Genomic DNA, 12,953 nt, shown 5'->3' on the forward strand with positions numbered 1-12,953 from the left:
CAGCGGACAGGAATGAGGATCGTCGGTACGCATGGTTTAGAAGTTGGGACGCCGAAGAGTGGTGTCAACGGCCAAACCGACGGGGGAAACTCTTACAACGCTTTCCAACTGTCGAGTTCCGCCACGGACGACGACGAAACGCCGCAACGGACTCGCGCGGGCCGACCACGGCATGCTCTACTTGCCCCGGGGAGGAGGCCGCCATGTCCTTCGATTTCGACGCCTATATTCCGGGGTTCCGCGAGGCCCTGCCCTTTCTCGATGGGATCGCGACGCCGTGGGACGTCACGTCTCGCCTGGGCGACCTGCTTTACGCGCGGATCGACCGGCTGGATCGCGCCCAGTACCGATTCGACGAAGCGGGCATTTGCATTCACCGCCGCGCGCTGATCGAAGCGGGCGCCGTGATAAAGCCCCCAACCCTGATCGAGGAGGGCGCCTTCGTCGCCGCCCACGCCTATCTGCGCGGCGGCACGCTGATTTGCGCGGGGGTGCGGATCGGTCCCGGCTGCGAGGTCAAGGCCAGCCTTATCATGGCCGGCAGCACCCTCGCCCACTTCAACTTCGTCGGCGATTCCCTCATCGGACGGGACGTGAACCTGGAAGCCGGCGCCGTCATCGCCAACCATTTCAACGAACGCCCGGACAAGATCATCGCGGTGGCCGACCGGGGGCGCGTGATCTCCACCGGCACGACCAGGTTCGGCGCGGTGGTGGGCGACGGTTCGGCCATCGGCGCCAACGCCGTCCTGTCGCCGGGCTCGCTGCTCCCGCCGCGGACGGTCGTCGGGCGGCTTCAACTCGTTTTACCGGTGGGGACGTAAGGCGCCCTATACCGTCGGCAACTGGCGGAAGCCGGGTGTTGGCGGCGAGACGGCATTGTCGGTGAGGATATTGTCCACCCAGGCGGCCGGCGGGCCCTCGCGGCAGGTGGCGAGCATGTCCTCGACCTGGCCGGCCGGGCCCGAGAACAGCGCCTCGACGGTGCCATCCGCGCGGTTGCGCACCCAGCCGGAAAGGCCGCGCCGGGTCGCCTCCTGCACCGTCCACGAGCGGTACCACACGCCCTGGACGCGGCCGCGGATGATGGCATGCACGGTCTTCGTCCGGGTCTCCGGCTTGCCCATCGCCTTCCCCTAGCCGCCCAGCCGGGCGATGAAGTAGCCGGCCACCACGGCGGTGCCGATGACGCCGGCGACGTTGGGGCCCATGGCGTGCATCAGAAGGAAATTGTGGGGATCGGCCTTCTGCCCCTCGACCTGCGAGACGCGGGCCGCCATCGGCACCGCCGACACGCCGGCCGAGCCGATCAGCGGATTGATGGGGTTCTTGCGGAAAAACAGGTTCATCAGCTTGGCCATCAGCACGCCGCCGGCGGTCGACACCGCGAAAGCGACGACGCCCAGGGCCAGGATCTTGAGCGTTTCGGCGTGCAGGAAACGCTCTCCGGTCATGGTGATGCCGACGGAAGAGCCGAGGAAGATGGTCACCACGTTGATGATCTCGTTCTGCGCCGCCTGGCTGAGCCGCTCGGTGACGCCGCACTCGCGCAGGAAGTTGCCGAACATCAGCATGGCGATGAGGGCCGAGGCGGCCGGCACCAGCAGCACGCAGGCGATGGTGACGATCAGCACGAACACCAGCTTTTCCACCTTCGACACCTTGCGCAGCGAGTGCATGCGGATGCGCCGCTCGTTCTGCGTGGTGAGCAGGCGCATGATCGGCGGCTGGATGACCGGCACCAGGGCCATATAGGAATAGGCCGCCACCGCGATGGGCCCCAGCAGGTGGGGTGCCATCTTGTTGGCGAGGAAGATGGAGGTCGGCCCGTCGGCGCCGCCGATGATCCCGATCGAGGCCGCCTCGGAGGCATCGAAGCCCAGCATCAGGGCGCCCGCGAAGGTGGCGAAAACGCCAAGCTGCGCCGCCGCCCCCAGCAGCAGGGTGCGCGGGTTGGCGATCAGCGGCCCGAAATCGGTCAGCGCGCCGACGCCGAGAAAGATCAGCGGCGGAAAGATTTCAAGGGTGATCCCTTGCGAGATGTAATAGTAGAGGCCGCCCGGATGGTCGCCGACCGGCGCATTCAGCACGCCCTCGGTCGGCAGGTTGGCCAACAGCGCGCCAAAGGCGATGGGCACCAGCAGCAGCGGCTCGAACTTGCGGAAGACGCCGAGGTACAGCAGCGCCGCCACGACGCCCCACATCACCGCCATCCGCCAGGTGACGCTGGCGACGGCGGTCAATTGCAGGAGATCGCCGAGCGCGTCCATGCGCCTTCTTTCCCTCCCCGCCCTAGGCCAGAGTGACCAGCACCTGGCCCTCCTCGATCACCGTCCCCGCCTCCACCGCGATGGCGGTGACGGTTCCGGCCCGGGGCGCGGTGATGGCGGTGTTCATCTTCATCGCCTCGACGATCAGCAGCTGTTCGCCGGCGGCGACGGCCTGGCCGATCGTGGCCTGGATCGACACCACGGTGCCGGCCAGCTGGCTGACCACGCTCATCGCCTCGCCGGCGTGGGCGGCGGCGGGGCGGACGGCGTGGGCTGCGGCGGGAGGAAGCGCGTGAGGGGCGGCGGCACCGGACCCGTCCAACACCTCCACCGTCACGTCGTAGGTCTTGCCCTCCACGGTGATGCGCAATCTTTTCATGATCCGTCCGTCCGCTCGTGCAAGGAACCGCCGAGCGCCGGCCGGCGGTGGGATTGCGGGTAGCGCGCCGACGACGCCCAGCCCGGAACGCGGTGCGCCGGAGCCGCGATGCCGGCGATCCGGTGGCCTTCGCCCAGCGTCGCCTCGACGGCGGCGGCGATGGCGACCAGGTGATGGGCGGGAATGCCCTCCGCGGCAACGGCGGCCGGGCGCGAACGGCCGAGGCCATGGCCGAAAGCGACGAGGCGGCCGAGCGCGGCGGTCAACGCCCACAGCAGGACCAGCGCTCCCAGAACGATGGTGCAGCCGGTGGCAACGATCTTGAGGTCGGCAAGGATACTCACAGCGGGATGTTCCCGTGCTTCTTGGGCGGCCGCGTTTCGCGCTTCGACAGCAGCACACGCAACGCCAACGCCACCCGCAGCCGGGTCTGGGCCGGCTCGATGACGTCGGTTACGAAGCCCTTGGCGGCCGAGTGGTAGGGCGAGGCGAACCGCCGCCGGTAGTCGGCCGCCAGCTGGGCGGCCAGCTCGTCGGGGGATTCGGCGGTCTCCAGCTCGCGGCGATGCAGGATGCGGATGGCCCCTTCCGCCCCCATCACGGCGATCTCGGCGGTCGGCCAGGCCAGCACCATGTCGGCGCCCATGTCCTGGCTGCACATGGCCAGATAGGCGCCGCCATAGGCCTTGCGCATGATGACGGTGATCTTGGGCACCGTCGAGGCGCCATAGGCGAACAGCATCTTGGCGCCGTGGCGGATGATGCCGCCGCGCTCCTGCGGGATGCCCGGCAGGAAGCCCGGCACGTCGACCAGCGTGACCAGCGGGATGTTGAAGACGTTGCAGGTGCGGATGAAGCGGGCGCCCTTGTCGGAAGCGTCGATGTCGAGCGTGCCGGCCTTGACCATCGGCTGGTTGGCGACGATGCCGACCACGCAGCCCTCGATGCGCGCGAAGCCGACCACCAGGTTGGCAGCGAATCCTTCCTGTACCTCGAGGAACGAGCCGGCGTCGACCAGACGGCCGATCACCGCCTTGACGTCGAAGGGCTGCTTGGCGTCCTCGGGCACCAGGCCGTTCATGCCGGCATCGTCGGCACCCGACATCGCGTCGGCCAGATGGTGCGGCGGCTCGGCCATGTTGTTGGCCGGCAGGTAGGAAAGCAGCCGCCGCACGATGGCGATGGCGTCGGCGTCATCCTCGGCGACAAAATGAATGTTGCCGCTGACCGTGGCGTGGCTTTCGGCGCTGCCGATCTCGGCCATGGTGGCGGAATGGCCGGTCACCGCCTTGATCACGTCGGGCCCGCAGATGAACATGTGGGCGTGGGCGCGCAGCATGATGATGAAGTCCATCAAGGCCGGCGAATAGGCGGCGCCGCCGGCGCACGGCCCGGCGATGACGGCGATCTGCGGCACCACGCCGGACAGGCGGACGTTGCGATAGAACACCTGCCCGTAGCCGGAAAGGGAATCGACCCCTTCCTGAATGCGGGCGCCGCCGGAATCGTTGAAGCCGACCAGCGGAACGCCGGCCCGTTCGGCGTAGTCCATCATGGCGCAGATCTTGCCGGCATGGGTCTTGCCGAGCGAGCCGCCGGCCACCGTGAAATCCTGGCTGAAGGCGGCGGCCGGCCGGCCGTCGACATAGCCGACGCCGGTGACCACGCCGTCGCCGCCCATGGCCTTGCCGTTGGCGGCGGAAGGCTGGGCGCCGTTATGGGCGTGCAGCCCGAATTCCTGGAAGGTGCCGGCGGAAAACAGGCCCAACAGCCGGTCGCGCGCCGTCATCAGGCCGCGCTCGCGCCGGCCCGCCGCCTTGTCGAGGCCGCCTCCGGCCTCGGCCGTCACGCGGCGTTCCGTCAGTTGATCCAGCAGATCCTTCGAGACCGCCATCGCCCCCACGCCAGCCTGTCTGCCCGCCGCGTCCGGCCCCTTTCCCAAGCCGGCCGGCCCCGCGAAACCGGCGCAGTATGGCAAGAACCGCGGCGGGATGCCAGCGGTTGGTGGGCGGCAGACAAGCCGAAGGCGGCCGCCCCGTCCGGGGAAAGCCGCCTCCGGCCCTCGTCGCGAACGAGCGCTTACTTCTTGAGCATCGCCCAGTCGGGCATGACCCCGGCCTCGACCCCGAAGGCAATGCCCATCAGGGTATAGGCCATCACCAGGATCAGGACGATCGACACCAGGTTGATGTAGGAGCCGGCCTTGGCCATCTCCCCGACGGTCAATTGACCCGAGGCGAAAACCATCGCATTGGGAGGCGTCGCCACCGGCAGCATGAAGACGAAACTGGCCGCCAGAGCCGTGGGAATGGCCAGGTACAGCGGATTTTCGCCAAGACTGACGGCCAGGGCCGCGGTCAGCGGCAGGAAGGCGGCGGCCGTCGCCGTGTTGCTGGTGAAGTGGCTGATCGTCATCACGGCCAGGACGACGATCACCACCATCACCCAGGACGGCCAGTCGGCCGCCATGCTCATGGACTCGGCAATCCACTTGGACAGGCCGGTATCGAGGATGGCGGCGCCCAGGCTGAGACCGCCGCCGAACAGCAAAAGAATGCCCCAGGGCAGGCCTTGCGTCGCCTTCCAGTCAAGCAGGAACACCTTCTTTCGCGCATCGACCGGGATGATGAAGATGGCAAGCGCCGCGAAAATGGCGATTTCCGTATCGCCCAGGCGCAACTTCGGGAACCAGCCGTTGATGATCGGCTGGAACGTCCACAACAACGCCGTGATCAAGAAGATGACGGCAATCATGCCCTCGCCCCGCGAGATCGGCCCCAACTTGTCGATCTCCGAGCGAATGATGTCGGCGGCGCCCGGCATCTTGATGCTGTGCACGGGATACGCCACCCGGGTGAGGATGAACCACGTCGCCACCATGAGGATGATTTCCATCGGCACGGCCATGACCATCCAGTCGGCGAAACCGATCTGGACCTTGTACGTCTGCGAGAAATAGCCGGCGAGCAAGGCGTTTGGCGGCGTGCCGATCAGCGTGCCGACGCCGCCGATGCTGGCGGCGTAGGCGATGCCGAGCAGCAGGGACGAGGAGAAGGCCTTGCCGTGATCACCACCGCCCTGCTTGGCGGCGTTCTCGTTGAAGAGCGCGATCACCGACAGGCCAATGGGCAGCATCATCGCCGCGGTCGCCGTGTTGCTGACCCACATCGACAGGAAGGCGGTGGCCCCCATGAAGCCGCCGACCAGCGCCGTCGGATTGGTCCCCACCCAGCGAATGATGTTCAGCGCCATCCGTCGCTGCAGGTTCCAGCGCTCCATGGCCAGCGCCAGGATGAAGCCGCCGAAGAACATGAAAATCAGCGGATTGGCATAGGGAGCCGAGGCCGCCGTGATCGACTTGATGCCGAACAGCGGCAAGAGAGCCAGCGGCAGCAGGGACGTCGCCGGAATCGGAATGGTTTCGAGAACCCACCAGATCGCCATCAGGATGCCGACGGCGGCAGTCGCCCACGCCTTCGGCGGCATGCCGGCCGGCGGGTCCATGGCCAGCATTCCCACGAAGACGACCAATCCCACCAGAAGACCCATGGTGCGGGGCGTCGGCGAGAATCGGCGGTCGACCTTGGGGGCGGCGGCCATCACGGCATCGCGATCCGACCCTAGCATTTTATTCATGTTGGTTTTCCCTTCCTCCACTCGCGGGTGAGAAGCGGGCGTTCGGAATCTTGGGATTCCATGCCCGTCAATCCTGCCGGAACGGAATGGCTGTTCTTGGACATGATTTTTCTTGGGGAAATCGGTCCTGTTGTTTCAGGCATACCCGTCGGCGGCGTCGCCGGCATCGCCGGCCGCCTCGGGATAGGAAGAGTCTGGGGTCGCGTCGCCGTGTGCCCGGTGGGGATGGTCGTCATCCCTATGATTACCCCGGGCCGTCAGCACGTCGTCCGTGCCCATGGGGGTTCCTCCGATTCTTCTTCTTTATGGTATTTTGAGTACCCGTTTTCCTTGCGCGCCACAAATTCCGAATCCGCGCGCCAGTCATGCCGGGAACGCAGGGCTGGAAGCCGCGGAAATCCGCCACGGGCCGCACGAGACATAACTACTGGTAGAAATTCATTGGACAAAATAAAGCCCCGGATGCGGCAGTCGCCGCACCCGGGGCCCAATTCCTTAGGAAAACCGAGTCGGTCAGGCCTTGAACGTGACCCGCACCTCGCCCAGACCGGCAAACCGGCCAACCGCCGAGGAGCCCACGCTCATGGGCGTGGGAGCGGTCGCGCTGCCGGTCGAAATCAGGTCGCCGGCGGCCAGACCGTGGCCGCGCTTGGACAGGTTGTTGGCGGTCCACAGGACGACGTCGATGGGATCGACGCGAGCCTCGCCTTCCAGACCCTTGGCGGCCAGCTTGCCGTCGATCAACAACTCGATGCCCACCGTCTTGAAATCGACATCGCGCCAGTTTTTCACCGCCGGTCCCACGACATAGGCGGCGAAGCCGCCGTCGTCGGCGATCATGCTCAGCGGATCGGGCTTCGGCGGCGCCACGCGGTTGTCGGCCACCTCGAAGCACAGCAGGATGGTCTCGGTGGCGGCCACGATGTCGGCCCGGCTGTAGGCCTCGTTGCGGGGCGGCAGTGCCGCCTTCAGGCGTACCGCGAATTCCGGCTCGACCTTGGGGCCGGCATAGCTGCCGGCGGCGATGGTGGCGCCGTCCCGATGAACGCATTCGCCGAAAATGCGGCCGGGAACCGGCTCGTCGACGCCAAACTTCTTCATGGTCTCCGGCGCGCTCATGCCCAGCTTCCAGCCGGCCACCGTCAGGCCAAGCCCGCGGGCCATGGCGTCCTGAATGGCATAGGCCTCGGCCCGGCTGGTCGGCCGGCAATCCTCGGGCAGCCCGGGCAGCTGTTTGTGATTTTTCCACGCATCGACGAGCAGGGCCGATGCCCGAGCGATCTTGTCCGAATTCATGGATGTCTCCCACTAGCGGCAAAAAAAGTTCAGGCGGTGTCCGGCGTTTATACACCATCTGGCGGCGGATGCACGCGGGTTGCCGGCCCCCGGAGCCTCAGCGGACCAGGTCGAAAAAGCGGGCGGCGGCCTGGATCTCGCGATGCAGGGCCTGGCGGCGGACCGCCGCCTCGGCGTCCTCACCCCAGCGCTCGGCCTGGAACAGTTCGTCCACCATGGCGGCGGCGAACGCTTCCTCGGCATCCACGCAGCCGGCCGCCAGCGCCAGGGCGATGACGAACGAACCGGTGGCCGCCGCGGCACTGGCCAGGGCGGCGACTTCCATGTCGTCGAAGGGCTCGATCGCCGCCTGCAGGGCCCGTCTGGTGGCTGGTGGCTGGGCGATGGGCATGATCCCCTTGGTGACGATGAAGGAGGCGCCGCAGGCCGCATTCGTCCACTCGAGCAGCGGCCGCCAGGCCGCCTCCTGGCGGGCCGCCAGATCGGCCGGCGATTCGGTGCGGTAGCACACGAGGTCGGTGCCGACATAGGCCAGCAGGCGATCGACGACAGCCTGGCGATCCGGCCGCACCAGATCGATGGCGGCGACCGCCAGGCGGGCCAGCGGCATGGTGTCGGGCCGCACGGTCTTTTCCTGGGCCGCCCACTCCCCGGCAATGGCCATCGCCAGATCGTGGGTCGGAACCACCAGACGGGCGCCGTCCGGCGTCTTGACGATCCGCCCGTCCAGCGTGATGGCGAAGCCATCCTCGACGGCCCTGGCGTCGACCGCCGCATAGAACCGCTTGACCGCCCAGTTCACGAAGCGCCTCCCCTACTTCCTGCCGCCGCCGAACAGGTTTTCGATGGCGTTGCCGATGCCTTCGAGCGGCCCCGCGCCCGCGCCGGACTTGCCGGACACTTCGGCGGGAAGGACGTTGCCCAGCGCCGTCTGGCAGGGATGGGGGTCCCTGGACGTACGGTCGAGCAGGGCCTGACCCAGCACCGACAGTCCGCCGGTCGCCAGCGCGGCACCGACCGAGGCCGCCGTCCTCGCCGCCCCTTCGCTGTCGACGCCGATGGTGGGCTCGGCCAGCCGGCCGCTGATCCGCACCAGACCGGCCAGCGAGCTGCCGACATTGATGCCCAGCCCTTCCCGCGCCTCGGGCTTGACCGTGAAATCCAGCCGCTCGGTCCGAAGATCGACGGCCCCGCTGCCGACGATGTTCACGCTGTCGGTCTCGATGGCGACGCCGTTTTGCGCGCCGGCGATGCCGTCCTTCACCTGGAAATGGGCGACGGCGCAGGAAAGCGGCGTGTACTCGGCCCGTTTGGCCAGCGGGTTCAGGGCGTCGAGGAGCTGCATGGCCACGTCGGCGCCGGCCAGTTCGAGCGCCTGGCGGCGGACGCGGCCATCACCCATGCGGACCGTCACTTCGCCATCCAGGCCGGCCATGAGGTCGCGGATCGACGCCCCGTCGCCCCTAAGGCGAACGTCGAGGTCGGTCGAGCCGCCTTGCAGAAAGCCCGACACCCCCAGTTTCTCCAGCAACGCGGCCGTTTCCACGCCCTGGCCGGCCAGTCCAAGATCGAGGACCGGCACCTTCCCGGCGGCGTCAAGCGCAACGGCCCCTTTCAGGGTTCCTCCGGACACCGTCGTCTGCAACGGCTCGATCCGCAGCCGCCCCTTTTCCAGCCGCAGGTCGAACGTCGTCCTGGCCAGTTCGGCGCCTCCGGGCAGCACGATTTCGTCGGCCTTGAGCGACGCCTTCACATCGATGGCCCTGAGTCCGTCGAGCGGCAAGGGATCGTCCGGGAAAAGCCGGCCGGATTCCGCGCCGCCGGCCGCTCCCCGCGCGGGAGCCGCCGGTGCCGGCGATGCCGGCATGGCGGACTTGAGGCCCGCCAGGTCGAGCTTGCGCGAGGTCAGCTCGGCGGTCACCGCCGGGCGGCCGCCGACAGCCGTCTCGAAGGCGACGCGGCCGGCCAGGTCGCTGCCACCCAGAGTCGCCTGGATCGCCTCGAGGGCATGGCCACGCCCGGAAGGAAGCAGCCGCGCGTTCAACGAGAAGGGAGCCGCCGGAGCCGATATGCCGGCCAGCGCCGGCAGCGACTGGGCGGCGTCCCGCAGGGTCGCGGCCACGTCCTTGATTCTGGCCGCCACGGCGACATCCAGGCCCGAGGTCGGGTTCGCCAGCGCGATCGCGCCGTCGGCCGAAACCTCGCCGCCGAAGGCCGAGGCCTTGACGGCGACGGGATAGGAACCGGCGCCGTCGAGAAGCCTGTCGAGCGAGCCGACCTTGCCCTCGATCGCCATCGGCGCGCCGCCGATCCGGCCGCGCCCGTCGACCGAGATCGGTTCGTTCCGTCCTTCGGTCGCCAGCCGCAATTCCTCGATGGCGGCCTCGGCGTCCGTTCCCTTGGCGTCGCGATAGGTCAGCTTCGCGTTCCGCAGGACCACTTCCTTGACCAACGGCACGGCGGCCGGCTTTCCGCCCTCCGTCGCCGGTTCCTGGGCGGACGCGACCGTTTCGAAGCGCCAGTTGGCGCGGCCCTGGCCGTCCACCTCGAGCAGGGCGTCGACGCCGTCGAGTTCGAGGCGGGTCAGCCGCACCTCTCCCGACAGCAGCGGCCAGAGCTCCACCTCGGCGGCCAGCCGCTCGGCCGTCACCATCTGCGGGCGCGAGCCCCAGGGCGCGTTCGCCAGCGAGACCCCTTCGACCACCAGGCTGGGAGCGAGGGAAATGCCGAGTTCGAGGTCGCCCGCGATGGTCAGCTTGCGGCCGATGGCCTTCTCCACCTCGGCGGCGACGGTCCCGCGATAGGCGTTGACGTCGAGCGACTTGAGAATGGCGACGCCGGCGACGATGACGCCGACCACCACGACGACGAGGGCGAAGGCGATGCGCGATTTGCGTTTCATGGGATGCCTACCTCGATGAGGCGCGCCAGGGTCCCAGGCAGGTCGGCGAAATCGTCGATGATGGCGTGGGCGCCGGCGGCCCTGAGTTCGCCCACCTCATGGTATCCCCACGACACGCCGACCGCATAGGTCCCGGCGTTGCGAGCCATCCGGATGTCATAGGTGGTGTCGCCGATCATGGCGGTAAAGGCGGGCGTGGCGCCGGTTTCGGCCATCGCCTTCATCAGCATTTCGGGATTGGGCTTGCCGGCCGACACGTCGGAGGTCTGCAGGGTGACGAAACGCTGGGCCAGATCGTGCCCCTTCAGGGCCAGATCCAGGCCGCGGCGCGATTTGCCGGTGGCGACGCCCAGCAGCCATCCGCCCTGGTCGAGATCGTCCAGTACCGTCAGCGCGCCGGGAAACAGGGGCTCGCTCAAACGACCTTCTTCGCGCATGCGGCCCCATTCGGTCGAATAGCTGGCGCGCAGCGATTCCCAGCGTTCCGGAGGCTCGTCCGGCGCCAGACCGGCGATCACCTCGGCCAGCGGCAGGCCCACCATTCTCAATGCCGCCGCCCGTTCGGGCGGCATCAGGCCGTGGCTTTGCCAGGCATGCCCCATGGCGGAAACGATGCTGTTCTGGCTGTCGATCAGGGTGCCGTCCACGTCGAAAACGGCCAAACGCAGGGAAGCGGCGCGGGAAGACGGGGCGGTCTGGTGCATGGATGGAAAATCCCGGGGCGCTTTGAGAAAACGACGGTCGGTCGCACGGCCCCTCATTTCGCATCGCCGGCTCCTGTGTGCAAGCCCTGGATGGCGCCATGCGTTCCACTGTTGGAACGGAGTTTTGATATTCGCGTCAAAGTCCTTGACGGGGGGGCGGCTGACGGCTCAAGTTTGTCTCAATCGCCCGCTTTCAATGAACAAGAACGTCCGTCAAGGAACGCGTGCAACCAATCAGCAAGGGGAGAACCATGCGTACATCATCGCTTCTCAAGTCGCTCACTCTGGGAGTGGTCGCCCTTGGCTTGGCGGTTTCCTCCGCCGCCGCCAAGTATCCGGACCGTCCCATCACCCTGATCATTCCGTGGGGCGCCGGCGGCGGCACGGATGCCACGGGCCGCGCGATCGCGGCTGTTCTTCAAGAAGAACTCGGCCAGCCGGTCAACGTGGTGAACCGCACCGGAGGCCAGGGCGTGGTCGGCCATGCCGCCATCGCGCAGGCCAAGCCTGACGGCTACACGATCGGCGTCATCACCGTCGAGATCAACCAGTTGCACTGGATGGGCCTGACCGATCTGACCGGGGCCGATTCGTACGCGCCGATCGCTCTTTACAACATCGATCCCGCCGGCGTTCAGGTGAGCGCCGACTCGCCCTACAAGAACGTCGCCGACCTGCTCGCCCAGGTCAAGGCCAACCCGGGCAAGCTGAAGGGCTCTGGCACCGGCCAGGGCGGCATCTGGCACCTGGCGCTCGCCGGGATGCTGAACGCCGCCGGCGTCCAGACCAGCGCTGTTCCGTGGGTGCCCACCGACGGCGCCGCCACCTCGCTGAAGGAACTGGTCGCGGGCGGTGTCAACGTGGTCACCTGCAGCCGCGTCGAGGCGCAGTCCATGATCGACGCCGGCAAGGTCAAGGCGATCGCCCTGATGGCGCCCGAGCGCAGCAAGCTCTACCCCGACCTGCCAACGCTCAAGGAGCAGGGCGTCGACTGGTCGCTCGAGACTTGGCGCGGCATTGCCGCCCCCAAGGGCACGCCGAAGGAGATCCTGGACATCCTGGTCCCGGCGATGAAGCGGGTCACCGAGAACAAGACCTTCACCGAAGTGCTCGACAAGCGTGGTTTCGGGCGCGTCTACAAGGGTCCGGCGGACTTCACGGCGTTCCTGAAGGCCAACGACGCCTCTCTCGGCGCGACCATGAAGGCGGCCGGTCTGACGAAGTAGTTTCTCTTACGGAAGACGCCAAAGCATGCGTTTCAACGACGCGGTTTTCGGGATCATCCTGATGGTCTTCTCGGCCGTCGTGATGATCCACGCGGAAACCACCTTTCCAGGACTGCCGGGCCAAGATTTTGGCCCGGCGTTCTTTCCTGTGATCATCGGCGGCGTCCTTTTCTCGTGCGGCGCCGTCCTGACGTTCCAGGGCATCGCCAAGCGACGGACCATTCCCTTGGCGAGCCTGGGCGAATGGGTGCGTTCGCCCAGGCGCGTGGTCAATTTCGTGCTCGTCATCGGCTTGCTCGTCTTCTACGTCCTGGTCTCCGACTTTCTGGGCTTTATCCCGACATCGGTCCTGATCCTTGCCCTCCTCACGTACCGCTTCGGCAAGGGCATCGTCTTTGCCTTGTCCTCGGCCGTGATCGTCACGCTGATCATGCACACCGCCTTTTACAACGTCCTGCGAGTCCCCCTTCCGTGGGGAATCCTTCAACCCGTCGCATGGTGAACGGTCGTGGAACCCTGGCTTCAAGCTTTTGATCTGGT

The 12,953-nt window shown here is 67.4% G+C and carries 13 protein-coding genes; 3 read left to right on the forward strand and 10 right to left on the reverse strand.

The features are described from left to right. The first annotated feature begins 203 nt into the window (after positions 1-203). Entirely contained in the window at positions 204-824 is a 621-nt protein-coding gene (locus tag ODR01_RS08500) for an LbetaH domain-containing protein (protein WP_316977209.1), read from the forward strand. A 6-nt stretch (positions 825-830) separates the two neighbouring features. Here the strand turns inward: ODR01_RS08500 and ODR01_RS08505 are convergent, their stop codons facing one another. The 10 genes from ODR01_RS08505 to ODR01_RS08550 all read right to left on the reverse strand — a co-directional run bounded on the left by ODR01_RS08505 (position 831) and on the right by ODR01_RS08550 (position 11,187). Further along, a complete protein-coding gene (locus tag ODR01_RS08505; RefSeq protein ID WP_316977210.1) occupies positions 831-1,127 on the reverse strand; it encodes an acylphosphatase in 297 nt (98 codons plus the stop codon). A 9-nt stretch (positions 1,128-1,136) separates the two neighbouring features. Then, positions 1,137-2,270 (reverse strand): sodium ion-translocating decarboxylase subunit beta, encoded by a 1,134-nt coding sequence (locus tag ODR01_RS08510; protein WP_316977211.1) that lies wholly within the window; start codon positions 2,268-2,270, stop codon positions 1,137-1,139. Between the two features lie 22 nt (positions 2,271-2,292). Beyond that, positions 2,293-2,649, reverse strand: a complete 357-nt coding sequence (locus tag ODR01_RS08515) for a biotin/lipoyl-containing protein (RefSeq protein WP_316977212.1) — start codon at positions 2,647-2,649, stop codon at positions 2,293-2,295. Then, a complete protein-coding gene (locus ODR01_RS08520; protein WP_316977213.1) occupies positions 2,646-2,993 on the reverse strand; it encodes a hypothetical protein in 348 nt (115 codons plus the stop codon). The genes ODR01_RS08515 and ODR01_RS08520 overlap by 4 nt, the downstream gene beginning before the upstream one ends. Next, the gene (locus ODR01_RS08525; RefSeq protein WP_316977214.1) at positions 2,990-4,543 is read right to left on the reverse strand and encodes an acyl-CoA carboxylase subunit beta; all 1,554 of its coding nucleotides are present in this window, start codon (positions 4,541-4,543) and stop codon (positions 2,990-2,992) included. Before ODR01_RS08525 ends, ODR01_RS08520 begins: the two co-directional genes overlap by 4 nt. A gap of 185 nt (positions 4,544-4,728) precedes the next feature. Further along, positions 4,729-6,285 (reverse strand): SLC13 family permease, encoded by a 1,557-nt coding sequence (locus ODR01_RS08530; RefSeq protein ID WP_316977215.1) that lies wholly within the window; start codon positions 6,283-6,285, stop codon positions 4,729-4,731. Positions 6,286-6,798: 513 nt separating this feature from the next. Next, positions 6,799-7,581: a 2-keto-4-pentenoate hydratase gene (locus ODR01_RS08535; RefSeq protein ID WP_316977216.1), complete on the reverse strand. Its 783-nt coding sequence runs from the start codon at positions 7,579-7,581 to the stop codon at positions 6,799-6,801. Positions 7,582-7,678: 97 nt separating this feature from the next. After that, positions 7,679-8,383: an ATP12 family chaperone protein gene (locus ODR01_RS08540; protein WP_316977217.1), complete on the reverse strand. Its 705-nt coding sequence runs from the start codon at positions 8,381-8,383 to the stop codon at positions 7,679-7,681. A 12-nt stretch (positions 8,384-8,395) separates the two neighbouring features. Beyond that, on the reverse strand, positions 8,396-10,483 hold the full coding sequence (locus tag ODR01_RS08545) for an AsmA family protein (protein WP_316977218.1): 2,088 nt from the start codon (positions 10,481-10,483) through the stop codon (positions 8,396-8,398). Further along, entirely contained in the window at positions 10,480-11,187 is a 708-nt protein-coding gene (locus ODR01_RS08550; protein ID WP_316977219.1) for an HAD-IA family hydrolase, read from the reverse strand. The genes ODR01_RS08545 and ODR01_RS08550 overlap by 4 nt, the downstream gene beginning before the upstream one ends. A gap of 251 nt (positions 11,188-11,438) precedes the next feature. Here ODR01_RS08550 and ODR01_RS08555 point away from each other — a divergent pair, with 251 nt between their 5' ends. Beyond that, entirely contained in the window at positions 11,439-12,413 is a 975-nt protein-coding gene (locus tag ODR01_RS08555) for a Bug family tripartite tricarboxylate transporter substrate binding protein (RefSeq protein ID WP_316977220.1), read from the forward strand. Between the two features lie 25 nt (positions 12,414-12,438). Next, complete coding sequence (locus ODR01_RS08560; RefSeq protein WP_316977221.1) at positions 12,439-12,915, forward strand: tripartite tricarboxylate transporter TctB family protein; 477 nt, start codon at positions 12,439-12,441, stop codon at positions 12,913-12,915. Positions 12,916-12,953: the final 38 nt, after the last annotated feature.

Origin of the sequence: Shumkonia mesophila (assembly GCF_026163695.1) — a bacterium.
Lineage (GTDB): Bacteria > Pseudomonadota > Alphaproteobacteria > Rhodospirillales > Shumkoniaceae > Shumkonia > Shumkonia mesophila.

What these genes read in the sequence shown, in the direction of transcription:
- ODR01_RS08500 (WP_316977209.1), top strand. Translation starts at nt 204, where the DNA reads ATGTCCTTCGATTTCGACGCCTATATTCCGGGGTTCCGCGAGGCCCTG.
- ODR01_RS08505 (WP_316977210.1), bottom strand. Translation starts at nt 1,127, where the DNA reads ATGGGCAAGCCGGAGACCCGGACGAAGACCGTGCATGCCATCATCCGC.
- ODR01_RS08510 (WP_316977211.1), bottom strand. Translation starts at nt 2,270, where the DNA reads ATGGACGCGCTCGGCGATCTCCTGCAATTGACCGCCGTCGCCAGCGTC.
- ODR01_RS08515 (WP_316977212.1), bottom strand. Translation starts at nt 2,649, where the DNA reads ATGAAAAGATTGCGCATCACCGTGGAGGGCAAGACCTACGACGTGACG.
- ODR01_RS08525 (WP_316977214.1), bottom strand. Translation starts at nt 4,543, where the DNA reads ATGGCGGTCTCGAAGGATCTGCTGGATCAACTGACGGAACGCCGCGTG.
- ODR01_RS08530 (WP_316977215.1), bottom strand. Translation starts at nt 6,285, where the DNA reads ATGAATAAAATGCTAGGGTCGGATCGCGATGCCGTGATGGCCGCCGCC.
- ODR01_RS08535 (WP_316977216.1), bottom strand. Translation starts at nt 7,581, where the DNA reads ATGAATTCGGACAAGATCGCTCGGGCATCGGCCCTGCTCGTCGATGCG.
- ODR01_RS08545 (WP_316977218.1), bottom strand. Translation starts at nt 10,483, where the DNA reads ATGAAACGCAAATCGCGCATCGCCTTCGCCCTCGTCGTCGTGGTGGTC.
- ODR01_RS08550 (WP_316977219.1), bottom strand. Translation starts at nt 11,187, where the DNA reads ATGCACCAGACCGCCCCGTCTTCCCGCGCCGCTTCCCTGCGTTTGGCC.
- ODR01_RS08555 (WP_316977220.1), top strand. Translation starts at nt 11,439, where the DNA reads ATGCGTACATCATCGCTTCTCAAGTCGCTCACTCTGGGAGTGGTCGCC.
- ODR01_RS08560 (WP_316977221.1), top strand. Translation starts at nt 12,439, where the DNA reads ATGCGTTTCAACGACGCGGTTTTCGGGATCATCCTGATGGTCTTCTCG.